This is a genomic window from Lysinibacillus sp. NPDC098008 (genome assembly GCF_044760715.1).
GTDB lineage: Bacteria > Bacillota > Bacilli > Bacillales_A > Planococcaceae > Lysinibacillus.
The window spans coordinates 22,569-47,864 of record NZ_JBIWBA010000010.1 but is presented as its reverse complement, the minus strand read 5'-3'; the positions used below and the strand labels follow the sequence as shown (position 1 = coordinate 47,864).

The 25,296-nt window shown below is 39.1% G+C and carries 25 protein-coding genes; 10 read left to right on the top strand and 15 right to left on the bottom strand.

Going from position 1 to position 25,296, the window contains the following annotated elements; translation table 11 throughout:
- Nucleotides 1-48: 48 nt before the first annotated feature.
- A complete protein-coding gene (locus ACIQVU_RS10680) occupies nt 49-1,299 on the top strand; it encodes a helix-turn-helix domain-containing protein (protein WP_340805379.1) in 1,251 nt (416 codons plus the stop codon).
- 40 nt (nt 1,300-1,339) lie between these two features.
- On the opposite strand, the gene ACIQVU_RS10675 is transcribed toward ACIQVU_RS10680, so the two are convergent.
- The 8 genes from ACIQVU_RS10675 to ACIQVU_RS10640 all read right to left on the bottom strand — a co-directional run bounded on the left by ACIQVU_RS10675 (nt 1,340) and on the right by ACIQVU_RS10640 (nt 10,004).
- Nucleotides 1,340-3,244 carry an endonuclease MutS2 gene (locus tag ACIQVU_RS10675; RefSeq protein WP_340805378.1) on the bottom strand — a complete coding sequence of 635 codons (1,905 nt, stop codon included), beginning with the start codon at nt 3,242-3,244 and terminating at the stop codon, nt 1,340-1,342.
- A gap of 484 nt (nt 3,245-3,728) precedes the next feature.
- On the bottom strand, nt 3,729-4,637 hold the full coding sequence (rarD, locus tag ACIQVU_RS10670) for an EamA family transporter RarD (protein ID WP_340805377.1): 909 nt from the start codon (nt 4,635-4,637) through the stop codon (nt 3,729-3,731).
- Between the two features lie 98 nt (nt 4,638-4,735).
- Nucleotides 4,736-5,263, bottom strand: coding sequence for a hypothetical protein (locus ACIQVU_RS10665; protein ID WP_340808558.1), 528 nt, complete (start codon nt 5,261-5,263; stop codon nt 4,736-4,738).
- A gap of 277 nt (nt 5,264-5,540) precedes the next feature.
- Nucleotides 5,541-6,740, bottom strand: coding sequence for a toxic anion resistance protein (locus ACIQVU_RS10660; RefSeq protein WP_340805376.1), 1,200 nt, complete (start codon nt 6,738-6,740; stop codon nt 5,541-5,543).
- A 290-nt stretch (nt 6,741-7,030) separates the two neighbouring features.
- Nucleotides 7,031-8,281, bottom strand: coding sequence for an ABC transporter permease (locus tag ACIQVU_RS10655; protein WP_402895420.1), 1,251 nt, complete (start codon nt 8,279-8,281; stop codon nt 7,031-7,033).
- Entirely contained in the window at nt 8,259-9,164 is a 906-nt protein-coding gene (locus ACIQVU_RS10650; protein ID WP_340805374.1) for an ABC transporter ATP-binding protein, read from the bottom strand. Before ACIQVU_RS10650 ends, ACIQVU_RS10655 begins: the two co-directional genes overlap by 23 nt.
- Nucleotides 9,165-9,175: 11 nt before the next feature.
- A complete protein-coding gene (locus ACIQVU_RS10645; RefSeq protein ID WP_402895417.1) occupies nt 9,176-9,688 on the bottom strand; it encodes a DUF2812 domain-containing protein in 513 nt (170 codons plus the stop codon).
- Between the two features lies 1 nt (nt 9,689).
- On the bottom strand, nt 9,690-10,004 hold the full coding sequence (locus ACIQVU_RS10640) for a PadR family transcriptional regulator (protein WP_340805371.1): 315 nt from the start codon (nt 10,002-10,004) through the stop codon (nt 9,690-9,692).
- Nucleotides 10,005-10,165: 161 nt separating this feature from the next.
- Between ACIQVU_RS10640 and ACIQVU_RS10635 the strand changes: the two genes are divergently transcribed.
- Together ACIQVU_RS10635 and ACIQVU_RS10630 are read left to right on the top strand one after the other, a co-directional pair.
- Nucleotides 10,166-10,765 (top strand): TetR/AcrR family transcriptional regulator, encoded by a 600-nt coding sequence (locus tag ACIQVU_RS10635; protein ID WP_402895414.1) that lies wholly within the window; start codon nt 10,166-10,168, stop codon nt 10,763-10,765.
- 59 nt (nt 10,766-10,824) lie between these two features.
- On the top strand, nt 10,825-11,997 hold the full coding sequence (locus ACIQVU_RS10630; protein ID WP_340805369.1) for a YhgE/Pip domain-containing protein: 1,173 nt from the start codon (nt 10,825-10,827) through the stop codon (nt 11,995-11,997).
- A 96-nt stretch (nt 11,998-12,093) separates the two neighbouring features.
- On the opposite strand, the gene ACIQVU_RS10625 is transcribed toward ACIQVU_RS10630, so the two are convergent.
- Nucleotides 12,094-12,669: a TetR/AcrR family transcriptional regulator gene (locus ACIQVU_RS10625; RefSeq protein ID WP_340808557.1), complete on the bottom strand. Its 576-nt coding sequence runs from the start codon at nt 12,667-12,669 to the stop codon at nt 12,094-12,096.
- 145 nt (nt 12,670-12,814) lie between these two features.
- Between ACIQVU_RS10625 and ACIQVU_RS10620 the strand changes: the two genes are divergently transcribed.
- The gene (locus tag ACIQVU_RS10620) at nt 12,815-13,573 is read left to right on the top strand and encodes an SDR family oxidoreductase (protein WP_340805368.1); all 759 of its coding nucleotides are present in this window, start codon (nt 12,815-12,817) and stop codon (nt 13,571-13,573) included.
- Between the two features lie 91 nt (nt 13,574-13,664).
- On the opposite strand, the gene brnQ is transcribed toward ACIQVU_RS10620, so the two are convergent.
- Nucleotides 13,665-15,014, bottom strand: coding sequence for a branched-chain amino acid transport system II carrier protein (brnQ, locus tag ACIQVU_RS10615; protein ID WP_340805367.1), 1,350 nt, complete (start codon nt 15,012-15,014; stop codon nt 13,665-13,667).
- 204 nt (nt 15,015-15,218) lie between these two features.
- The gene (locus ACIQVU_RS10610; RefSeq protein ID WP_340805366.1) at nt 15,219-15,971 is read right to left on the bottom strand and encodes an alpha/beta hydrolase; all 753 of its coding nucleotides are present in this window, start codon (nt 15,969-15,971) and stop codon (nt 15,219-15,221) included.
- 283 nt (nt 15,972-16,254) lie between these two features.
- Between ACIQVU_RS10610 and ACIQVU_RS10605 the strand changes: the two genes are divergently transcribed.
- Complete coding sequence (locus ACIQVU_RS10605) at nt 16,255-17,148, top strand: LysR family transcriptional regulator (protein ID WP_340805365.1); 894 nt, start codon at nt 16,255-16,257, stop codon at nt 17,146-17,148.
- 38 nt (nt 17,149-17,186) lie between these two features.
- Here ACIQVU_RS10605 and ACIQVU_RS10600 read toward each other — a convergent pair whose 3' ends face one another.
- Together ACIQVU_RS10600 and ACIQVU_RS10595 are read right to left on the bottom strand one after the other, a co-directional pair.
- Nucleotides 17,187-17,984, bottom strand: a complete 798-nt coding sequence (locus ACIQVU_RS10600; RefSeq protein ID WP_340805364.1) for a DUF1835 domain-containing protein — start codon at nt 17,982-17,984, stop codon at nt 17,187-17,189.
- A gap of 12 nt (nt 17,985-17,996) precedes the next feature.
- A complete protein-coding gene (locus ACIQVU_RS10595; RefSeq protein ID WP_340805363.1) occupies nt 17,997-18,620 on the bottom strand; it encodes a LysE family translocator in 624 nt (207 codons plus the stop codon).
- A 220-nt stretch (nt 18,621-18,840) separates the two neighbouring features.
- On the opposite strand from ACIQVU_RS10595, the gene ACIQVU_RS10590 reads away from it, so the two are divergent.
- The 5 genes from ACIQVU_RS10590 (at nt 18,841) to ACIQVU_RS10570 (ending at nt 23,460) form a co-directional block, all read left to right on the top strand.
- Nucleotides 18,841-19,227 (top strand): sodium:proton antiporter, encoded by a 387-nt coding sequence (locus ACIQVU_RS10590; protein ID WP_340805362.1) that lies wholly within the window; start codon nt 18,841-18,843, stop codon nt 19,225-19,227.
- Nucleotides 19,228-19,706: 479 nt separating this feature from the next.
- Nucleotides 19,707-20,801: a glutamate 5-kinase gene (gene proB, locus ACIQVU_RS10585; RefSeq protein ID WP_340805361.1), complete on the top strand. Its 1,095-nt coding sequence runs from the start codon at nt 19,707-19,709 to the stop codon at nt 20,799-20,801.
- Between the two features lie 12 nt (nt 20,802-20,813).
- Nucleotides 20,814-22,064 carry a glutamate-5-semialdehyde dehydrogenase gene (locus tag ACIQVU_RS10580; protein WP_340805360.1) on the top strand — a complete coding sequence of 417 codons (1,251 nt, stop codon included), beginning with the start codon at nt 20,814-20,816 and terminating at the stop codon, nt 22,062-22,064.
- Between the two features lie 27 nt (nt 22,065-22,091).
- The gene (locus tag ACIQVU_RS10575) at nt 22,092-22,970 is read left to right on the top strand and encodes a DMT family transporter (RefSeq protein ID WP_340805359.1); all 879 of its coding nucleotides are present in this window, start codon (nt 22,092-22,094) and stop codon (nt 22,968-22,970) included.
- Nucleotides 22,971-23,064: 94 nt separating this feature from the next.
- Complete coding sequence (locus ACIQVU_RS10570) at nt 23,065-23,460, top strand: RDD family protein (RefSeq protein WP_340805358.1); 396 nt, start codon at nt 23,065-23,067, stop codon at nt 23,458-23,460.
- Between the two features lie 61 nt (nt 23,461-23,521).
- Here ACIQVU_RS10570 and ACIQVU_RS10565 read toward each other — a convergent pair whose 3' ends face one another.
- A complete protein-coding gene (locus ACIQVU_RS10565; protein ID WP_340805357.1) occupies nt 23,522-23,953 on the bottom strand; it encodes a GNAT family N-acetyltransferase in 432 nt (143 codons plus the stop codon).
- Between the two features lie 203 nt (nt 23,954-24,156).
- A complete protein-coding gene (locus tag ACIQVU_RS10560; protein ID WP_340805356.1) occupies nt 24,157-25,284 on the bottom strand; it encodes a conserved virulence factor C family protein in 1,128 nt (375 codons plus the stop codon).
- Nucleotides 25,285-25,296 lie beyond the last annotated feature (12 nt).

Sequence of the window (25,296 nt, the reverse complement as noted above, 5' to 3'; positions counted from 1 at the left end):
TTCACGCAAGCAAAAGTTTAATATAATTAAACAAAAGGAGGCGAGGCAGTGGACTCTTTAGGCACACGAATTCGCAAATTAAGGAAGGAACAAAAATTAACATTAGAGGCACTTGCCGGTGATCGTCTAACAAAAGGAATGCTAAGCCAAATAGAAAATGATAAGGCCAAGCCTTCCATGGAAAGCCTTGACTATATTGCTGAACGTTTGGGTGTAAAAGCTAGTGAATTGCTGGAGGAAGTAACCCCATCCTCTATTCGCCCGCTTTTAGAGCAGGTCGAAATTTTATTTGCAGAAGTAAAGCGTGGTGATGCCAATCATCAGCAGCAAATTGTCGATTTGATTAAGCCATCTGTGGAGGGGCTACCACTAAGTTATGAGGCAGGTCGCTTATTGTATATATACGCAGAGGCACAATATGAAGCAGGATTAACAGGGTGGGAGGCCCCGCTTCTGCAGGCGCGCACTATTTTTAAAGAAATTAATTTACTCAGCCATTGGTTCAAAACATTTGTCCTAGAGATAACGATTTTAGCGAAAAAGCGTCAATATGAATTAGCCTTTTCCTGTATGTTACGGGCAAAGGACACCATTGAGCAGGAGGGCTATCAGCTTGATTCACGTGATGCCTTATTAATGACCTATTATACAAGCACTCTACAGCTTGCTATTGGTAGGCATGAGTCAGGTAAAAAGTTAATTAACGAAACAATTGTCAATGCCCATAAAAACCAGCTATTCTATCAAATCGATGATATGTATCGAATTGGAGCCTATTGTGCGATGATTGACCATGACTTTGAACAAGCTGAGTATATGTTGAAGAAGCTTGATCAATACCGTGCTTTTGCTGGGCGGGATGAGGTAGATGCGTTAATCTTTGTCATACGCGCACATTATTACAATAATTATGTTCATCATTATGAGCAGGCACTTTTAGAAGTAGAGCGTTTTAATCAACTCAAACATGAGGAATTTAACAAGCTTGATCCAAACTATATTTATTTTGAAAAGGGAAAATCTTTATACTTACTCGGTCGTTATGAGGAAGCAAGGATCGCATTTGAACATTATACAAAAATACCAAGCTTTATTAGCCATCCTTATGATATTTTAAGCTTAAATGAATGCTTTTCCTATAAAGCCCTTTGCTATGCACATTTTGGTGAGCTAACAACAGCCTATGAAATTGCAAAAATGGCTTATACAGATTCACTGGATTTAGTGGATTTACCCTATAAACGAAAAATCGAGGAAGTCTATCGAACAATTAAGGCACAAATTGATTCCATAACTTAATGAGGAAAGGGATTGCACGAGGCTGTGCAATCCCTTGTTTTTACGGCTGACGATCGTTCTTTATTTGTTGATGGATTTTGCGTAACGCCTTTTTCGAGCCTCGTTCGATATCATGCTGAAGCTTACGCTCTCGATAGTCTATAAATAATGTTTCTAGATCATAGCCTTCAGGGTATAGCTCCGTTGCAGGTAATTCTAAGGCAAGCCGCTTCACATTCACCTCAAGTAGTTGCCCCTGATAGAATACGCTGACATTATTGTACGGATTCATTTCTTCATATACCAATCCCACATCATCATAGTCCAATAATTTCACACGATCCCCTTTGGCAAATGTATATGTCACCGTCACGCTTTGTTTCTCTGCCTTAGGCTTACGAATTTTACTGTCATGAACGAGCGTCAGCTGATATTCTTTATTATTGATATAATCCTTTGCTCTTTGTAAAACAGCTTCGCGGACATTCATTTTTTTAGAAATCCATAGGGCATTGCTTTCTCCAGACGTGCCGATTATTAATTGATACAACGGCTCTAGTGTTTCAGCATGGAAGCGCATTGCCGCATTCATAAAATCAGGATGCATTTCTGAAAATCGTTTAATTTCGCCATAATGTGTTGTTGCAACGGTTATACAGCCCATCTGATAAAATTCCTCTAGTATCGCAATTGCCAGTGCTGCCCCTTCATTCGGCTCTGTTCCACTGCCAATTTCATCAAACAGTAAGAGTGTATGATTATTAGCAGCTCTCATAATATCAGAAAGATTTTTCATATGAGAAGAAAACGTACTAAGTGCATTCTCTATACTTTGATTGTCGCCAATATCTACAAAGATATGGTCGAATACAGCCATTTCCGTTCCTTCATCCGCCGCGATATGAAAGCCTGACATCGTAGCTAATGCTAGTAAGCCAATTGTTTTTAATACGACCGTTTTCCCACCAGCATTCGGCCCTGTAATAATTAAGCTACGGTAGTTTTCACCAATAGTAAACTGAAGGGGCACAGCATTTCCCGGTAATAATGGATGCTTGCCATTCACTATGTTGATATAGCCATAATCATTTAAACGCGGCTCCATGCCACCAATTTGTCTACTGAACTTCGCTTTGGCAAAAACCATATCGTATTGACTGATCAACTCCATGTTAATATGGATAGCTTTCAGATGCTCCATTAAAAGACCTGATAAAGTCGCTAAAATCTGATATTCCTCCACCGCTTCCTCAGCCTTCAAGGTAGCTAATTCTACATTTAATTTAGCGACAACACTTGGCTCCATAAAAACGGTTGCCCCTTTTGAGGAAATTTCAACGACCGTTCCCTGTACATGATTTTTATAGGTCGCCTTAATCGGAATCGTATAGCGATCATCCTTTTGACTAATAAAAAATTCCTGAATATACGGTTTATTGGCACTGTTATTTAAAAATTTCGTTAAGCGTTCTTTTATTTTTTCCTCTGTCGTTTCCATATGATGACGAATACGTTTTAATTCACGACTAGCAGCCGAATCTACACGATTGGCTTTGATCGCAAAATTAATCTCCTCCTCCACGCTTGTCAATTCAGCCATAGAATGAGCGTAAGTGGAAAGAACAGGCGCAAAAAATGCCTTATCCAGCATAAATTTTTTGATGTTGCGGCAGCCTCGTAAAAAGTCTGACATGCTAACTAGCTCACTTGGGTCTAGTATCATGCCCTTTTCAAGCTTCGTCATAATATGCTCAATATTTGATACCCCTAAAAACGGAACATGCCCCTCTGCATCCAATATGGCACGAGCTTCTGTTGTTTCATTCAACCGATTTTTTACCACTGCTAAGCTTGAGCTTGGCATTAATTTATCTAAAAGCTGTTTTCCTAATCCGCTGACACAGTAGGATTTAACGATGTCCTTTAATTCATGATATTGTAATTTTTCAAGTGTAGTATTATTCATTTCTTTTTGCTCCTCATTGTAATGTTTTATCATACATGAAGATACCTACCCAATAATAGATAGCAATGATAGTTTAAACAAAATAAAAAAGCTGCGAGGAATCCCCACAGCTCTATCTTTAAAAGGCGCGTTTTCCTGACATCACAAATAAAACTTCAGCTAATTAAAGTTTCTATCCTGTATGCCACGCTTAATAAAGTATTGTAGGTATCTACATAGGTTGTTGAAATAGGTCCATGACAAAATAAGGGGTGTTCATAACATATATCCCCTGCTGTCGTCATCGCCACTATTTCATTCAATTTTTACCTAGTTAGAACCTACCGCACTCACAAAAAGCACCTCTCATTAATTCATCATTGTTATCTAATTATTGACATTTTACTATATGCTGACATGAAAGTAAAGGTGTCAGCTTGCTTCAACTTCCAATATGGGCTTTAAGATTTTAGAAAAAAGACCTGTAGAAAAATCTACAAGTCTTTTATGAAACGGATTTATGATGGGCTTTTCTTGTTTCTATAATTTTGGAGCCTGAGAATAGTAGTAAGGCTACCCAAATAATGCTAAAAGCCAGAAGCTCTACCTGACTAAATGGCTCCTTGTACAGCATCACGCCTAAAATTAATACAATCGTTGGTGTCATATATTGAATAAAGCCTAATAAATATAATGGAATATTTTGTGCGCCTTTAGCAAATAAAACTAAAGGAACTGCTGTAACGATACCACTTACAATCATCAACATATCTGTTTTAACATCAATATGTAAAAATGAAGCTTGCTGTGTTGTAAATAAATACGCATAATAACCTAAGGCAAATGGCAAAATCAATAATGTTTCAATGGCTAAGCCTCTTGTCGCATCAAGCGTAATTTTCTTTTTTAGCACGCCATAAATAGCGAACGATACAGCAATTAATAGTGCTACCCAAGGCATAGAGCCGTAATTGATCGTTAAAATTAGCACCCCAATAAAGGCTATTGCCGTAGCAATCCATTGGACATGGCTTAACGATTCCTTAAAGAAAATAACACCAAAAATCACAGACAACAGTGGATTAATATAATAGCCTAAGCTTGTTTCAATCACATGATCATGTGTCACAGCCCAAATATATAAATACCAGTTCATTGAAATAACAAAGGACGCACCCGCAAGCTGCCAAAAATGCTTTTGATGTGACCATAAATACTTTAAATCTGCCAGCAGCTCCTTACGCATGCGAAATATGCTCACCGCAAGCACCGTAAAAACAAAGGACCAAATCACGCGAGATAATAAAATCTCCATGCTTGGCACATGCTCTAATAGCTTCCAGTACAGCGGGAAAACTCCCCAAATCATATAGGCTAAAAATGCTGCCAAAACTCCCTTTTTCCCATTTGACATTGCCATTAACGCTCCTACTCTTTGTATAATAGTAAACTAGCTAAAGAATAGACTCATTATAGGACTTTGCGTAGCAACTGTAAATGTTCTTGCCTACGTTATTCAGATTCTAGCTCTGCAATATATTTGCGCACTGTACTATAGCTAATATGTGGATTGATTTGACGCTTAATGCGAATATGAATTTCTTTAATGCCTACACCCTGCTCACGCATATCACGAATCATTGATTTTAAGGGACCTGTCAGTGCTTCCTGTGATAAAGTTGTATATTTGCTTAATTCAATAAGCAGCTCTGCATTTTGCTGACGCAGCACCTTCATCTCATCTACCATGCAATTATATTCTGTTACTTTTTTCTGCAGGATAGTGTTTTGCTGTTTTAATTTTTGTGTTTCCTCCATTAGCTGTGTATTGTGCTTTTTGAGCGCTTTTCGTTCTTGCTCTAACCCATTGTGCTTTTTATCTAAATCTGTATGCATAGCATTGTACAGCTCTTCGATATGCAATAATTGGAGATAACGATTGTTTGGGACAAGCATTAAAGCTTCCGCTGTATGAAGGGCAAGCGTTCCATCCTTCAAAGGCTCATATAACAATGTAGAGGGTTCTATTTTATTGCCCATCACTTCTTCACGCCCCCACAAACAATTTTCTGTAATCGTGTTGCTTTGTCTATCATTGGTTCGCTTCCTTTTTCATATGATAATCATTCTCATTTAATTTTATCATAATCATTCATGATTCTTTTGTCAAAAGATCAATTGCGTCTGAATTTTTTCGAAAATGCCCCTTCAAAATCCATGACACCTGTTGAGTAGAAACCTTCTCTATGCTTTCGATATAAGAAGCAAAATAAAAAAGACTGCTGAGAAAGTAATGATTTCCTCAACAGTCCTATTTTTACATTTTTTTTAGTTTTTCGTACTCTAATTGCAAACGCTCAATGCGTTTACGTCCTTCTTCGCGATTTCTAACTGTTTCTGCTTGAATTTGCTTCGTTTCCTGAATACCAGCCATAATCGTTTGCCATGTTGTTTCAATCGTTTCGATTTTAATGCTTGGGCTACCTGCTTGGCGAGCAATATTGACGCTGTTTCTACTAATATTTTCAGCATTGCGTACAAGCATCTCATTTGTACGGTCATCCAACTCTTTCATGGAATCAGAAATAAGCTTTTGACGTCTTAATGTAACCGCATGAATCAAGCCCTGCTTAAAGATTGGAATCGTCGTTACAAAGGCAGAGTTAATTTTTGCAATTAAATGGTTATTCCCCTGCTGCATTAAACGAATTTGCGGAGCGGATTGGAAGGATACCTGCTGTGCCATTTCTAAATCATAGCGGCGCTGCTCTAATAATTCCACAGCGCGTAGCATTGTTTCATATTCCATTGCTGCTAGCTGATCGCCAGTTTGTGCCTTTTGCTCAAGTGCCGGCAATGATGCGCGAACCTCATCTATTTTTACTTCAATCGCTGCTACAAACTTGCTTAATGATTGGAAGTAGTTTAAATTTTGGTCATATAAATTTTCAAGGTCTACTGTATTTCGCTTCATTTCGCCTTCGTATTTTTGAATTTCACGATAAATAACATCCACTTCTTTGTTCATGCTATCGTATTTGGCTAAAAATCTCTCCAATTGCTCTTTGCCTTTATTAAAGAGCCTTGTTAAAAAGCCGCCCTTTTTCTCCTCTGAAAAATCTTGGGGATCAAATTTATCCATAATTTTATTCAAGTTATTCAGTAAAACACTTGATTCTTCAAGCTTACTCGCTTTCATCGTCGCAAGCATTTTATCGGAAAAAGTGGAAATACCATTTGCGGTTTCCTTCCCAAGCTCCAGCATAGCAATTTGGTCTTTGACATCAATTTTTTGTGCAAGCGCATGTACCTCTGGGTCTTGCTTTAAGCGTAGCTGGTTTTGTGCAATTTGCGACAGTTCCTGCTCTGATACAAGCACTGGTGGCTGCTGTGGCTCTGACTGCATCAAGGGATTTTCCTGTGGTTGCTGGATCACTGGATTTGGTTGTGGTTGCTGCTGAAATAAAGGATTTTCTGAAGCGAATGGGTCCTTTGATTGGTATTCGTTATTAGACATATCTATACCCCCTATTACTTACTCTCTTGTACTATACGAATCATGCTGCAAAAAAGTTTCATCTTAAACGAATAAAGGAAGCGTTTCGTAAGGTGTACGAATCAACACCTTCTTCGTCAATTATACTATAACAAGTTGTAGCTATCCGCTCGATAGCTATGCCACTTTGTAAACTTGATAGCATATTATCACCTTATTCCTCAAGTATAGCCTGTTAACCGAGGAAATTCGACTAAATTTGCAAATTATCAAAAAAAAGTAGCCATATTGCATAGGCTACTTTCCAATCATTATGTTGTCACTTTTAAGACTGTTTTAATTTTTTGAATCACGCCACCCGTGCTATAGGTTAGCACACTGCGTTTATAGAAGGATAAGCTAAATAGATACACCACAACAATTGTTGCGATTAAAATACCTAATGATAGTAGTGGTACCATGCCCCCAATATCTGTAGCACCTATACGCATTGGCATGACCATCCCAGATGTAAAGGGGATATACGAGAAGATTTTAATTAATAGTGTATCTGGATTGCCGATACCTGATAGCATGACATAAAAGCCGATTAATGTCACCATCATGGCAGGCATTAATACTTGCCCCGCTTCCTCTACCTTTGATACAAGTGAGCCAAACAGTGCACCAACAATTAAATAAAGGACAATAGTCAATAGCAAGAACACAATAGCATACATCACATAGCTAATTGAGAGCTCTTGAATAATGGTAGCGGCTGTATCCCAAATGACGCCATTCTTCGCAAATTTTGCATATAGTAAAAAGGCGATAGCAATAATCCCCATTTGTGTCATGGCTAATAATAGTACACCTGCAATTTTTGCTTTAAAATGGGTGGCTGGCTTGACGCTTGCTAACAGCATTTCCATAGCACGAGAGCCTTTTTCAGAGGCAATTTCAGTTGTAATCATGGAAAGGAATGTGGAAATAAAGAAATAAATTAAAATCCCAATACCATACGATACCCATAGCCCCGACTGCTTTTCTTCCTCACTTTTCCCACCTGCTGATGCCTCATTTAAATTTTTCGTAGAAATCGTTGTTTGAGCAGCCATAATTTGTGCTGCTTGCTCAGATGAAAGAGAAAGCTGCTGAACAGCATAATGTTGACCAGCATACTGTAATAACGATGACAATGTTGTCTGATCATTTAATTTTAATGGTGTAAATGTCGCGATTTCTGCATGGAGCTGACCACCTTCATCCTGAATCGTCACAATGGCGTCTAGCTTGCCGTCCTTCACCTGTTCCTCAAGCGCTGCAACATCCTGTTCATCCTGCGTAAAAGCCATATCACCATTGGATACAAAAATACCACTTAAATCCGCAGAGGTGTCGTTGACAATAGCAATTTGCTGGGCTTCATCATCCCCTGTAAAAAGTGCCTTAATATCCGACCAAAATATAGCCACAGACATTAATACTACATATAAGCATGTCATCAAAATAAAGGATTTTGATTTAAATTTTGATTTATATAACTGCATCATGAGTAAATTAAACTTCGACAATCTGACCACCTACCTTGTCTTTAAAGATTTCATCCAATGATAAATAATCTAAACTAAACTTTTCAATGTACTTGCCATTGGAAAGCTGCTCAAAAATGCTTTGGGCATAGCGCTCGTCCTCTAACATTAACACAATTTGCTCCTTTTCCACGCGCACATCCTTCACGCCTTCAAGCGCCAATAATTGCGTTGTCGACCAATCTGTCCGCACCGCCAGCTTTGTTTTGCCATATTGTTTCTTTAAATCTAGTAAGCTACCAGAAAATAAGGAAACACCTCGCTTTAAAAGACATAAATGATCACAAAGCTCCTCCACATTATCCATTTGGTGACTGGAAAATAAAATCGTTGTGCCCTGCTTCTTTAATAGTAAAATAGCATCCTTTAATAAATCTTTATTGACAGGGTCTAAGCCACTAAACGGCTCATCCAAAATTAAAAACTGTGGCTTATGAATAAAGCTTGCAATCAGCTGAACCTTTTGCTGATTGCCCTTTGACAGCGTTTCAGCCTTATCTTTGCGTTTTTCCTCCAGCTCAAAGCGCTGAATCCAAAAATCAATATCCTTTTTTAGCTCTGCTCTTTTCATGCCACGTAGCTCGCCAAAAAAGTAGAGCTGCTCCTCCACCTTCATCGTTGGAAAAATGCCGCGCTCCTCAGGTAAATAGCCAAGAATATCACGATTAATAGCATTTACGGGCTTATCATCCCAAGTAATTGTGCCAGCCGTTGTTTCCTGTAAATCTAAAATCATACGAAATGTCGTTGTTTTTCCCGCTCCATTTTGCCCAATTAGCCCAAAAATTTCACCCTTTTCAATGGTAAAATTCAAATCATTGACAGCCGTAAAATCCTTGTACTTCTTTGTGACATGCTGTAGCTGTAATGTCATCTTTTCTCCTCCTACCTTTCAAATAACTGTGCTTCTTTTTGTAACCTTTTTACACGCTTGCATACTTGTAGAATGGATATGCCTAGCAAACATACAAGCAATGCATCTACTAGTCCAATACCTTTATTGAGGGTATGCTCCTGCACAATATTCATACAGCCAGCAAAAATACCGAAGCCCGCAAACACTAACATCATATTGCGAACCCATCTTAAATAGTTCAATTTCGAATGATTATCTGATAGTAATTCAAACGATCCCTCTACTGCTTTTTTTCGATAATACGCCCATGCACCATTTTTCGTGACATACTCAATATGCATCGATGTCAAAAACTCAAAATAATCCTTTGATTTCCCTAAAATCAGCTCATTGCGATAGATGTATTCCCCTGGCTGACCTTGCTCAAAAATAAAATAGCCGATCAACGCCTTTTTTAAATGCCAGCCCTGAGCAGCCATGTCATTAATCCATTGCTCTTCTTTTTCATAGTCAATAAAAAAGCGATACACCCGTTTGTTCACTTTATTCTGCTCCCTTCGTTATACGGATACCATTATCAAAAAGTTCCCTTAATCGTAAAATTTCATATTCCACCACTGTTTTGCCAGCTTCAGTAATCAAATACTCCTTCTTTCTGCCATCTCCACCAAGCGCCTCAATCCAGCCTCGGTCCTGTAAGGTTTTAATCGCGCCATAAATGGTCCCTGCGCCCAAGCGGACACGACCATTGCTAATTTCCTCCACAAATTGCATAATGCCATAGCCATGCCTTGCCTTATACAAAGCTAATAAAATATAATAAACGCCCTCTGTTAATGGCGGATGCTCCTGTGTCATACAATCCCTCCTTTATATCGCCTAGCAATATATCACCAGTCGATATATCCAAAATATATCAGCACTCGATATAGTTGTCAATGCTCTTACTGTTAAAAGTTTAACCATAATTTATATTGCACATAATAATGCACTATGTTAGCATGTAAGTAATTACTTGCATGAAAGGAAGTATATACTTGGCAACAAAGGGAACCGCAGAAAGAATCATTGAAGCAGCGTTACAATTGGTTAGTGAAAAAGGCTATACAGCTGCAACAACCAAATCCATTGCAGAATTAGCAGGTGTCAATGAGGTCACTCTTTTCCGACATTTTGGCAATAAGCGTGGTTTATTAAAAGCCATTATTGAGCAATTTTCTTATTATCCTCTTTTACAGCAGGAGATTAATCAAAATGTAACATGGGAATTAGAAAAGGATTTATTAAATTTCTCATTGAAGCATTTTCAGTTTTTAATGTCGATTAAAGATTTTGTCATGATCGGCTTTAAGGAGTCTATCCAGTTTCCTGAAATTAGTGAAGAAATTGCGAATATTCCCCTTCTTATTAAAAAGGAGCTTATTCACTACTTTCAAGAAATGCATCAGCGAGGGAAAATAAGAGAAGTTGATTTTGAAGCAGCAGCGTTATCGCTAATTGCCCTTAATTTTGGTCATTTTATGTCACGTGCACGACTTGGAACGATTGTATCTGACATTCCGACTGAAGAGCTTCTACAAACAAGTGTAGCTATTTTTTCTAGGGGACTCGTTTCCTAGAAAAAATTTTTCTTACAAATGCAAGTAAGTACTTACTTAAATTTAGGAGGGATATCTAAATGAGCGGTTTACAGGCATTATTACGTGTTCGTGAAACCTATATTGGCATTGTCGCTACCATTGCCTTTCAATTAATCTTCTTTTCAATCTGGATGACAGCTTATGATGGTGTCGATGAAAGAGTTGGACAATTAACAATTGGCTTTGTTTCAGAAGATGCTGAATTAGATCAGCAAGTAGCAAAGAATATGAAAAGTGCCATTCCATTTTCAATAGAGGACTATTCATCAATGGCTCAAGCAGAACGAGCATTAAACGCCAGACAAATTAATATGATTGTGCAAATTCCAGACGATTTTACGCATCATATCCAAGCTGGAAAAGAGGCTGAAATTATTTATGCTATTAATCAGGCAAATGCCAGTGTAGCGAAAAATATCATGGAGAATGCCGCAAAGCAGATAACAGAAGAGCTAAATCATACGCTCTATCCATTACAGCAAAATCAAGCAATAGAAGCCTTTTCACAGCAAATTGCACAGCTTCCTTTTGAGCAAAATACAGCACAACAAATTACTGCTTCTGTCAAAACGACTATGATGAATGTGAAAGCACACGCAGCAGATGAAACCATTCTTAAAACAAATAATGTGAAAGGATTTGCTGCAAACTTTATACCCCTCATGGTCATTATCTCTTCCTTTGTAGGTGCTATGGTGATGATTATGCAGCACCAGCAAGCCGCTCAAATTGTGCAAGCTAGCCTATCGAAGTGGCAATTATTCTTAGCAAGACAGTTACTGAATATTGCAGTAGCCTTTACCTTACCACTATTAACAATTAGCTTGATGCATCTTTTTGGGATTGCTAGTAACGAAAGCCTGCTATCTATTTATTGCTTTCAATCTGTGATGTTTTTAGCCTTCCTTTGCTTAGCGCAGGTTTTTGTTATTGCCTTTGGTAATCTGGGCATGGTTTTTAATATTTGTGCGCTCTCTCTCCAATTAGTTACATCAGGCGTTCTTGTTCCTAAAATAATGCTGTCTGAGGGCTATAAGCAAGTGGCAGCTATGCTACCTGCCACTTATGGAGCGGATGGCTATTACACGATTATATTTGGCGGAAGTGCCGATAATTTACTCCAAAATACGAGTGCCTTAGCCATCATTATTCTTATAACAATGGCAATCTCCACCACAGTAGTAGCACTAAAGCCAGCACCCGTTCAATAAACTAATAAGCGATGGATCCATGCACACATGGTCCATCGCATTTAATTGCTACTTTAGCTATTACTTTTGGGCGAGCTTTCCACCTCTTTTCTCATTCTATCCATCAGTCCCCATATTTTTTAAAATAGCTGCTAATTGTTGATTAAGAAAGCTTATGCTATCGCTGAAATCACTACGATACCATTGAATAATAAGCCCAATAATGGCATTTGCCTGATAAGCACTGTAATAATCAACGGCAATATCCTCTACCAGATGGTGCTGTGCTGTTATATCGCGCTTTAACAGCGCATAAATACCATCAAATAGCATGTAATAGTAAGTTAATGGCACATTTTTAGAAAATACGATACGATAAAACATTTTAAAGCGCTCAATATGATGGAAAATACGAATGGTAGTGGGGTCTAATTGATTGGTATCCAGCGTCGCAACAGCACGATAAGGTTCTTCATAGCATTGATATAAATCCTCCATAATTTCCTGAAAATACTCTTCAAAAAGCCCCTCTTTTTGCTCGTAATGTAAATAGAAGGTTCCTCGATTTACCTTCGCCTCCCTGCATATTTCAGCAATAGAGATTTGCTCCAATGGCTTTTGGCTAAGTAAGGTCAATAAAGCAGCATGCAAGGCTTGCTTTGTTTTAATCACACGTAAATCCGTTGTACGCATTTTTTTCAGCTCCCTATTCAACAGTTTTTCCAAAAAGCGTTGATTACTCAACATATCGAGAAATTCTGCATATTGAAATCGCTTTCAGCTTTATTATATGATTTTAATGAACAGATGTTCAATATCTAACTAGGAGGTCTTTGAGATGAGATTAGCAGGAAAAGTAGCTATTGTGACAGGTGCGGCTTCAGGAATGGGCAAAGCCATTGCGGAAGGGTATGCTAAAGAAGGTGCTAAGGTTGTTGTATCGGACTTAAATTTAGAGGGTGCTCAAGCAGTTGTAGAAGGTATTGAAGCGGCTGGAGGAGCAGCATTTGCGATTCAAACAAATGTCGCATCAACAGAAGACTTACAACGTTTATTTGATGAAACAAAAACGAACTATGGTCAATTAGATATATTAGTCAATAATGCAGGCATTATGGATGGTATGGAGCCAGTTGGTGAAATTTCTGATGAGCGCTGGGATAAAGTGTTTGCGGTGAATACAACGGCGGTTATGCGCGCCATGCGGATGGCTACAGACATTTTCCTCACGCAGGGGCATGGTGTTTTTGTGAATAATATTTCTGCTGGTGGCTTGTATGGTGCACGTGCAGGTGCTGCTTACACAGCCTCTAAGCATGCGGTTGTAGGGCTAACAAAAAATACAGCCTTTATGTATGCGGATAAAAATATTCGCTGCAACGGAATTGCACCGGGGGCAGTTATGACAAATATCGCCTCTACGATGACAAATATTAGTGAGGCAGGAGCTGCACGTCAGGCACTTGGTCTATCCCTTAATCCTCGTGCTGGGCAGCCAGAAGAAATTGCGCAATTAGCGATTTTCCTTGGCTCTGATGAAGCAAGCTTTGTCAACGGACAAGTGATCGCCATAGACGGTGGCTGGACAGCGTATTAAGGTATAACAATACACGCGGCTTACTATAAAATACCTGCGATACTGAAGCATTTACTCGCGCTTTATTATAAAATACACGCGCAGTATATGACTACTCTGCGCGTGTTTCTTTTTTCGCTGGGAATAAGCTGCCAATCGCTGCTCCAATTAGCGCTGGTAAAATCCAGCCTAAGCCAATATCATAGAAAGGCAATATTGTTGAATAGAGCTTTTCCACGGCATCTAGCATACCAAGCTGTGCTCCGGGCACACTGTCCACCAATGCTTTATAGCCGTCTATAAGGCTAATAAAAAATGTACACAGCATTGCGATGGCATACACTGTTTGCTTATTGTTAAAGAACGAGGAGCTTAAAGCAAGCAAAATTAATACGATTGCTAACGGATATAAAAACATTAAGACAGGAATCGCAAATTGAATAATATTGTTTAAGCCAAAGTTCGCAATGGTAAAGGATACAAAGCATAATAAAAAGACAAACCATTTATAGCTAATTTTTGGAAACACCTCATGAAAGAACTCACTGCAGGAGGTAATTAAACCAATGCTTGTCTTTAAACAGGCAAGCACAATAATAAGCGCCAATAAAATAGCCCCAAATGAGCCGAAATAATGGTCAGCTACTGCGGCAAAAATTAAACCACCATTATCAAAAGTGCCTACTGCCTGAATGCTGGAAGCGCCCATATACGTAATCAAACCGTAAATTAGCATCATTAATGCCATCGCAAATATCCCTGATGTCCATGTCGCTTTAGCAATTGCCTTACGATCTGAAATACCTGCATTTTTAATAGCATGAATCACCACAATCCCAAAGGCAAGTGAGGCAAGGGCGTCCATCGTATTATAGCCCTCTTTAAAGCCTGTCATAAAGGCAGCATCCATATAATCACCCATCGGTTGCTGAAACTCCCCCATCGGCTTCACAATGCTTGTAATAATCAATATAAATAATACAATTAAAAAAGCAGGTGTTAAATATTTCCCAACATAATCCATAATTTTGGCTGGATTTAACGAGAAATAATAAACAACAACGAAAAATAACAAGCTAAATATAGCGAGTAGCCATGTTGCATGCTGTGCTTGAATATATGGTTCAAAGCCCACTACAAAAGGCACTGTTGCTGTACGTGGAATCGCAAAGAATGGGCCTATTGTTAAGTAAAGGGCTAATGAAAAGACAATGCCAAATACAGGATGAACACGGCTTGCTAAATCACGTAAGCCATTGCTGCCTGATAAGCCAATTGCTAAAATACCAAGGAATGGTAGCCCAATCGCTGTCACTAAAAAGCCAATTAAGCCAAACCAAAAATGAGTGCCTGCTAGTTGACCTAGCTGAATCGGAAAAATAAGATTGCCTGCTCCAAAATACAGTCCGAATAGCATTGTTCCAATGACTGCATACGTTGAAAAAGGTATTTTTTGTTGCATCTTAGATGTACTCCTTAGAAGTTTTTAATAATCACAAATTATTGTAAGCAAGTGATTTTTCTCTACAATTTCACTATAGTAGCAGGCATTTATTATAATTACAATAGTTTTTTTATTATCTTAATTTTAAGTAAAAATAGAAAAACTGAACGATTGAATGACTATTTCATCCTATCGCCCAGCTTTTCAATGGATTAAACCTTCTTAGTTTGCAACAGACCATTCCACATGGTCTAAAAATTTATAAACATCCTCGTACACTTTATCACGCTCTTTATCCAATGTGATAATATGTCCAGAGTTTTCATACCAAATAATTTCCTTGTCATCTGTGTCCACAGTATTTAAAATAAAAGGTGCGCTTTCTTGGTATAAATCATCGTCTAATGCACCTTGAAGCACTAATGTTGGTGCATGAATTTCTGATAATTCTTTACGTGTTTCCTCTGTTAAACGTGTCACACCATCTAATGAGTCCTTTGGTGAAATACGTAGCTCGTGCAACTCTGAAATAATTTGATCCTTTGATTTATTTTCAAAATGTTTATATAAACGAGCATAATGATATAAACGTGTAAATAAGCCTTTAGAGTTATCACGTGTAATCGGTGCACACATCGCAACACAAGCTTTTACCGGGAACTTCTCTGCCACTTTTAATGAGAATACCCCTCCAAGTGAAATCCCTACAACAGCGATTTCTTTGTAGCCTTTTTCTTGTAAAAATTTGTAACCTTTCACAGCATCGTTCCACCAGTCCTCTGGTTTTGTTTCTAATAATGCTTCAGGTTCTACACCATGTCCACTGTAAATAGGTGCATGTACAGTATACCCTCGCTTGGATAAAAATTCCCCTAGCTTTTTTACATCTTTTGTGCTACCTGTAAATCCATGCAGTAATAATACGGCTTTTTTGCCGCCTTCAATTGTTAAAGGTTCTGGTTTTGTCAACTTCATATTATGATATCCCCTTCGCGGAAATGTTAATTGTGTATTTTATGTGTCTATCTTACCATCCTTTATTCATAATGTATAATTTATAGTTTTTATCAAATCAATCCACCTTATGCATGAATGATGTGAGGTTAACAGCGCTACTATCATGCTTTCCATGCCTAAACTTTCCAAGCTGTTTGTAAAATGCTGCATTCTCTGAAAAAATTTTTACGCCCTATACTTCCTAGCGGTTTCTCGCTATAATGCAGTTAACCTGATTGCTATGGGGAAAAGAGGTGAAAAAATGGAGTGGCAGCAATTAGAATATTTTGTCACTGTTGCAAAACTAGAGCATATGACACGAGCTGCGGAAGCATTAGCGATTTCACAGCCTGCCCTCAGTCGTTCAATTTCTAAGCTAGAGGAAGAATTAGGTGTGCCGCTTTTCGACCGACAGGGACGTTCCATTATGCTCAATCGCTATGGTGAGCTATTTTTATATCGCGTACAGCGAATGCGTAAAGAATATGAAAAGGCTGTTTTAGAATTACAGGAGCTCAATAATCCAGAGTTTGGGGATGTGTCACTCGGTTTTTTACATACACTTGGGACGAGTATTGTACCAGACTTGATTCGTGCCTTTCGTCAAAAGCACCCCCGTATCCACTTTCACTTTACACAAAACTATTCACATTCACAGGTAAAGCAATTGCTCGCTGGTGAGCTAGACCTTTGTTTAATTGCGGCAATTGATACGGAGCCACCTGTTTGCTGGCAGGAGCTATGGCGTGATGAGCTTTTTATTATCGTGCCCATTGACCATCCAATGGCACATCGTAAAAGCATTAAAATGAAGGAATTGGAGCATGAAAATTTTATTTTAATGAAAAAGGGCTATGCATTGCGTCGTACTGCTGATCGTTTGCTGCAAGCAGCAGGCATTAAGCCGAATATTACTTATGAGGGTGATGAGGTTTCAACCATCGCTGGTTTTGTCGGTGCAGGTCTTGGTGTTTCACTATTGCCAGATGATGAGGACTTCAATCCGAAAAAAATTGTGAAAATTCATGTGGATGATATGATATGTGAACGTATTATTGGTATGGCTTGGGTGGATAACCGCTATTTATCACCATCTGCACGCCAATTCCAACAGTTTGTCTTTGATTTTTACGAACAAAAAAATGCCTCCTTATAAAAACAGGGCTGTGCAAAATTTTGCACAACCCTGTTCTACTATGCCTCCATATATTTTACACGGCAAGCATGAATATCCGTTAAATCTCCCTCCACCTGTAAAGAGCCTTGCTTATTTAACATCATAATACGATTTATTAAAAATTCCTCACTAATATAATCATGGAATGTATCATAGGCTGCACCAATTATATGCATAAGCTCAATCCATTCCTGCTGATGCTGTTGATGTAACTCCTGTACGGCGGATAACAGCATCGCATCCAGCGCATTTTCCTCCACATGGACAATCCCCTGATCCCATAGACGCAATGTGCTTGGATATCTCTTTAGCTCCTCCCATTCCTTGGCAAGACGCTGACACATTGGAATCGAAAAGCGCTTGGCATCAGCGCGAAGCCTCATCAGCATCTCAGATGATAGCTCACCTGTATAACGAATATCTGTATTTGCTTGTAGACGCTGCAAGCCCTCTGTGGCATCAACGCCATAGACCATATTGCATTTATTGACAAACTCGCTTATCACATAGCGCAATCCGATTTGTTCATGGGCATTTTGGCTATACCAAATCCATACATCTACATCACATGGCACATTCGCAATTTTTTTCTGCCAGTTTGCATAAAGATCATCATATAGCTGCTGGTCCTCCTGCTCTCTAAAAATATGGGAAGCTAACCAGCTTTTGCGTTCTTCCATGTTTTCAAGCGGACCAATCGAGAAAATATCATGAATATTTAAAACTGCTTCACTGCGCTGTAAATGATGTTGACGTATGGCAAGCTTCATGGAGCCCTGAGTCGCTAAGCTTAAGGTAATATGTAAAATAGCCATCTCTATTCCCCCCTACTGTTTACTTAATGCAATTTGTATACCGATAAATGTAAATAACATACCTTGCACAATATTTAAGCGTTTTGCTATTGTTGGCTTACCAATAATAACTTGTCGTACTTTACCCGCAAATATACTAAACAATGAAAATAATATAAGTGCCTGCACTAAAAATACAATACCCAATAATAGCATCTGCCAAGCCACATGCCCCTGTGACGGATCGACAAACTGTGGCAAGAGCGCTAAGAAAAATAACGATACCTTTGGATTTAATATATTCATGAAAATGCCTTTTTTATAGAGCTTCTTATAGGCTTGTATGCTTTGTTGTTGCAATGACAGGGCATCTTCCTTCGCGCGAAACGATTGCCAAGCTAAGTACAATAAGTACGCTGCTCCTGCGAACTTTACAATCGAAAAAATAACCGTGGATTGATACATCATGGCAGAAATACCAAGCACTGCTGCGCTAATATGAACAAGCAATCCCGTACAAAGCCCAAGTGATGTGGCAATACCAGCTATTTTATCCTGTGTAATGCTTTGAGCAAGGACAAATAAATTATCTGGCCCTGGCATTAGCGTTAAAATAATCGCAGCTCCTAAAAATGCGAATATTGTAGAGAGTTCCAATATGTTCCCTTCCTTCAACTTCTTTTACAAACTATTTACATTATACTACATGACATAGTTCTCATTTGCTGTAACTTTATGAATTTATCGAAAACTTTTCATACATTTTCGTGTCACAAATTTTTCTCGTTTCCGCAATACTTTTCTCGCCTAATCCCTTATACTTATATAGAAGAAACCCATATAACATCAAATTTCTGTGAACAAGGGGTGGTTGTGATTGGCAGTTAGCGATATTGTGACACGATACGAGGATGAGCATGGTCAGGTTTATTATAAGATGAAATCACATAATATTGAGGTAAAAGCAACACAAAATGCAGGTTTAGCCCCTGTTATTACCTATTGGATGGAGGGTCGGGAAATTACGGATTCCATTCGTGATTTACGCTTTAGTCCGCGCCCTCCAGATAGTTATATTCAAGATTATGAGGAATTTCAGGCAATGCTTTATACAAAAGAACAGCGTGCCATTAATCAGCTTTATGAACAAATGAGCATTAAACCGAAAAATATGTCTTCCGCTAAACAAGTTCTTTGGAGCTTCTTTGTGATGATATTAGCCATGCTACCACTTCTCATCGCCATTTGGTGGCTTCGATCCTAAAACCCTTCATTTTTTATCCCGTCTTAACAATCTTAGCGTAGCGTCAGATATAGCCTATAAAAAAATGATCGGTAAAGCTACTCATTAGCGAGGATGCCCTCACAAATTGAAGGTTTGCTTTATCAAAATTTTCAAGTAATTTTAGGAATGTATCTTGACAGACGAAGCGAAGTAGTGCATTCTTGAGTCAATAATACAAAACGAACGAAGACTAGTAGTAAGAAACGGCTTGACTAGAGAGCAATGTTCATCGGCTGCAAGGCATTGTACAAGAAAGACTTATGAACCTACTTCGTGTATCGTCCTAGCCAAACTAGGCGCAGTCTCCAGCGTTATGAGTAAAGTGGAATGTCTAATGATATTCAATGTAGGTGGTACCACGGAAAGCAGGTCTTTTCGTCCTAAATTTTAGGATGAAAAGGCTTTTTTATCTTTATTCTATGAAAAATGTGAAATAAACGGCAACTGGAGGTAGTGTCATGGAGAAAAAAAGAATTGTCGTGAAAATTGGTAGTAGCTCTTTAACCAATTCAAAAGGTGAAATCGATAAAGTCCGTTTAATGGATCATGTGCAGGCAATTGCCACATTAAAGCAGCAAGGACATGAAGTATTGCTTGTATCATCAGGTGCTGTCGCGGCGGGCTTTAAACAGCTTGGCTACCCTGCCCGTCCTGTCACAGTCAAGGGCAGGCAAGCGGCGGCGGCTGTTGGGCAAAGCTTGCTGCTACAAACATACAATGCCTTATTTAGCATTTACGATATTATCCCTGCTCAAATTTTACTAACACGCACGGATTTTTCAAAAAAGGAATGCTATAAAAATGCCTATGCTACGTTTGAAGAATTATTAGAGCGTTCCATGCTACCGATTATTAATGAAAACGACACAGTATCTATTAGCGAATTAACATTTGGTGATAATGATATGCTTTCGGCGCTTGTTAGCGGTCTTGTTCATGCAGATCAGCTTATTATTTTAACGGATGTTAATGGCCTGTATAATGCCAATCCTGCCAAAAACCCACAGGCTCGGCGTATTGACCGACTTACAGCCATTACGGAGGATATGCTTACCTTTACAGATGGAGCAGGCTCAAAGGTTGGAACAGGTGGGATGACTTCCAAGCTATTAGCAGCACGAGCAGCTTTACAGGCAGGTGTGAAAGTCTTTATTGGCACTGGACAAGGTGCTGATAAACTTGTAACAATTTTAGCAGGTCAGGGAGATGGCACATATATTGAGCATGATGAGCTAGCTGTCTTAACGAACCATAAACAATGGATTGCGCTTACGGAAGTATCTGGTAAAATCTTTATAGATAGTGGTGCTGAACAAGCATTATTAGTTAATGGCAAAAGCTTATTGCCTGCAGGTGTCTATCGTGTAGAGGGTGATTTTGTTAGTGGCGATGTAGTAGAGGTATATAGCGAAAATGGACTATTAGGGCGTGGTGAAGTGTTATATTCCTCACTAGAGCTAGCTTCAGCAATGGGCAAGCGAACAGATGCCCTGCCGAAATACCCAAGTGAGGTTATTCATCGCAATAAATGGCTGAAAATTCAAGCAAATTAAGGAGGAAATTTTATGACGAGTGAAATTCAAGAAAAAGGAAAGCGCGCAAAGGCAGCAAGCTATGTTTTAAACATTAAAACAACTAGTGAAAAAAATGAGGCATTGACAAAAATTGCCGAGCAATTATTAATTGATCAGCAAGCAATTATTGCTGAAAATGCCAAAGACCTAGCCAATGGTGAGGCACAGGGCATCCCTTCCTCTACATTAGATCGTATTATGCTGAATAGTGAGCGCATTACAGCGATGGCAGATGCTATTCACTTACTTGTAAAATTAGAGGATCCAGTAGGAACAGTTGTAGAGCGCATTGAAAAAGAGAATGGCTTACAAATTGAAAAGCGCAATGTACCGCTTGGTGTTATCGGCATGATTTATGAGGCACGCCCAAATGTAACCGTTGATGCAGCCACACTTGCTCTAAAGACAGGCAATGCTGTTATTTTACGTGGTAGCTCATCTGCTAAATGTTCAAATATTGCCCTTGTGGCAAGTATTCATCGGGCACTAGCTACAACAGCCATCCCTGCTGATGCGGTTCAGCTTATTGAGGATACAAGCCGTGAAACAGCGAAAGAATTATTTCATTTAAAGGACTATTTAGATGTATTAATTCCACGTGGCGGCAAGGCTCTGATTGATTTAGTGGTAAATGAGGCGACTGTTCCTGTACTTGAAACAGGTGCGGGCAACTGCCATATTTATGTGGATGAAATGGCGGATTACATAAAAGCTGAAAAGATTTGTTTAAATGCTAAAACACAGCGTCCTTCTGTTTGTAATGCAGCAGAAAGCTTACTGATTCACCCTGCTTGGTTTCAAACGTACGGCACTCAGCTACTAACAGCCCTTCAGCAAGCAGGTGTGACAATTATTGGCGATGAGGCTGTCTGTCAAGCATTTGAGGCTGCTCTTCCAGCGACAAAGGAGGACTATGCAACAGAATATCTTGACTTAACCATCAGTGTGAAGCTTGTTGAAAATGTTTATGAAGCCATTGAGCATATTCACCGCTATGGCACAAATCATTCGGAAGCCATTATAACGGAAGATCAATTAGTTGCCGATACATTTTTAAATAGTGTTGATGCAGCAGCCGTTTACCATAATGCCTCAACACGCTTTACAGATGGCTTTGAATTTGGCTATGGTGCAGAAATTGGCATTAGTACACAAAAGCTACATGCTCGAGGACCAATGGGCTTACCTGCCTTAACATCTACAAAATACTTTATTTATGGCAATGGGCAAATCCGCGAATAAGCAGGACATGCAGAAAGAAGGTTATGTATGAACATTTCAGCCATTCTTAAATTAACTGCATCCATGGCACTCTTTGGCTCCATTGGCTTTTTCACTGTTCATACAGGTATCCCTGCAACAGAACTTGTCTTTGTTAGATGCATTTGTGCCACCTTCTTTCTAGGAGGAATGTGGCTGCTAACAGGTGGGCATAAAACAGAGGTTTGGGACAAAAAGGAAGTTCTCCAGACGCTTATTTGTGGTGTCTTTCTTGTCTTAAACTGGGTATTTTTATTTAAAGCGTTTGAGGAAATGTCCATTTCCATTGCGATTTCTATTTATAATTTAGCACCTATTTTTGTCTTAATTTTAGGGGCATTTTTTTTAAAGGATAAGCTGACCATTCAGGCACTTGTAGCAACAGTAACATGCTTTATTGGTAGTATTTTTATTATCGGTGTGCATAACTTTGTGTCCTTCTCACAGTTTATGCAGTCGGGCTTTATTTGGGCATTATTATCAGCCATTTTTTATGCCCTGACAATGCTGACAAGCAAGACGATTGTCAAGCTTAGTGCCTATGCCTTAACATACTTGCAAACAATTGTTGGTATTGTGATATTATTGCCCTTTATTGATGTTGCATTATTTGAAGGCTTAACGACAACGAATTGGCTCTATATTTTAGGCACAGGCTTTATTCATACAGGCTTTGTTTACTATTTATTTTTTGATAGTATTCGCAGTCTTTCTACCATTCTTGTATCGGTATTAGTGTTTGTTGATCCTGTTGTGGCAATTCTGCTTGATATACTGCTGCTTGATTTTATGCCAAGCTTGCTACAAACAATCGGCATTCTGCTTATTTTTGGCGGTATTTTCTATACCATTTATATACCAAAGAAAAAACGGTCTTCTCAAGCTTAGCAATAAGAGGAATGCATTTATCGGCGCAAAATTTATAAGCCATACACAGAGCAGTTGCCAGTATCAATCTGCCATTTATTAAAGGAGGAAAGATATGAAATCTATTACGACAAAACGAACAGCCGCCTATATGATTGATGTAGCCATTTCCACAACGGTTACATTTGGCATTGAATACTTCCTACGAAAAAAGGTGAAAAATGAAGCTGTCCATGCACTTGTCACACCAACTGTTGTGATGTGGGCATTGGAATATGCACAGCTTCGCAACAAGGGGCAAACCATTGGCTATCAAGCAATGGGCCTAACGCTGGAAAGCGAGGATGGGCAGGCATTAACAAGCTCGCAAATTATTAAGCGCATGGCTTATCGAGATACTATTAGCACATTTGATTATCTAAAAAATCGACAAGCATTTGCTGAGCAAAATGGACAACGTCTGCCACATGACCGCATTGCAGGGACAATTGTTCAAGATCAATCATTATAAATAGTAAAAATCCGCCTCGCTTTCTGTTAATCAGTTCAGCTACGCGGATTTTTATTTTATATTACCAATATTTTTTCATTAAAATATGTGGGATATTACAATCCAAAAATTCTTCGCCTTCACTCTTATAGCCTAATTTTTCATAGAAGCCTTCTGCATGCGTTTGTGCCTCTAATTTTACTTTTGTTAAGCCCTTCTCCTGTGCGATTTGCTCTAGCCCTAGAATAATTTCCTTGCCAAGGCCATATTTGCGGAACTCCTCCAGTATACAAATACGCTCCAATTTGCCGAAGTCTTCCACTACTCGTAATCTACCTGCGCCAACGGGCTGCTCCTGATAGTACACAAGAATATGGTCACATGGGGCATCTAATGCATCAAAGCCATCTATTTCTTCTTCCTCTGGTACTTGTTGCTCTTCAATAAAAACTTTTCGGCGAATATCCAATGCTGTTTGTAGCTCTTCTGCTGTTGTTATTTTTTTCGTGCTCATTTGCGAGTCCTCCTTGTGTCAATCATCCTCTTTTTGAGATGCTATTATTAGTATAGAACGGTTTTTATTGCAATTACAATAAAAATATATTTTAGCTGGAGCGGAAATATCCTCTCTTTTGAGCGCTGTTCCTGATTTTTTGAGCGAAACACCCCACTTTTGAGCAAATCAAAAAGACCAGCATCGGCGGCTGGCCTTTTTAGTTATGACTGACGAGATTCTGTCATTTGCTTCCAAACAGAGCCTTTTGCTTCCTCGCCCTGTTCAATACGTGCAATCGCCATTTTGATTTGTAGCTTTACTTCAAATTCTTTATCATCTTCTGCTGCCTTTAATGCTGGTAAAGATTGCTCTGTGCCAACCTCATATAAATACATCGCTGCACGCCAGCGCACAAGCTTGTTTTTATCCTGTAGCGCTTGTTGCATCGCTGACTCAAATTCCACAAAGCCAAGATCACTCATACAGTCACCCGCTGTTCGACGCACGGCTGCACTTTTATCCTGTAGGGCTTTTTCTAAGTACGGCACAACGGCAACATCCTCAATCATCCCTAAATATACAGTAGCGAGTCGACGAATGGACATTTGCTCATCCTGCAGTGCTAAATCTAATAACGGTAAATCATCAAGCTCTGGATCAGCCATTTGATCTAATAGCTGGAAGCGCTTCTCCCATTCTGGCTGCATAAATTGCTCCACCGTCACCTTTTGCTTCTGCTGCTTAATCACTGCTTTTTCATCATCATTGTTAATGGCTGCTACAATTTCTGTTAAACGCTCTGCGGAATACGTAGCATCAATCTCCTGCTGTACAGCCTCTGCAATATCCTCAAGCTCGCCATAGCGCACACCATAGTCAATCCATTTACGTTGGAAAATATAGTTTTCATCAACGGCTGACTCAATAATTTGATTAAATGCAGTCACAAAGCGATCACCACAGCTCACACGGTGCTCTCGTTGATTATCAAAAACCTTTACCTGCAATGGTATTTGCTTATAAAATTGCACATGCACATAGACTTCCCCATAAAACTCATTGGCAACTTGTGTGTCATCCTGTGCTTGTACATCTTCTCCTAGCACTTGGCGAATGCTTGCTAAAATGCCTTCCCATGCATATTTAGCATTGCGCTCAACCGCAAAGAAATCCGCAACATGATAAACGCCCTTTACGCCTTCAATCGCTAAAATCGCTGCTGCTTCGCCAGTCGCTTCATCTTTGTTATCCTTTGTAAAGTTATAGCTTTTGCCAAACGGTAACTCTGTGTCCACAACAACCTTCATTGAATTAGGGCTTGGTGTTGGTTCAATTGTGATAATTTTCATCTTTATCGCTCC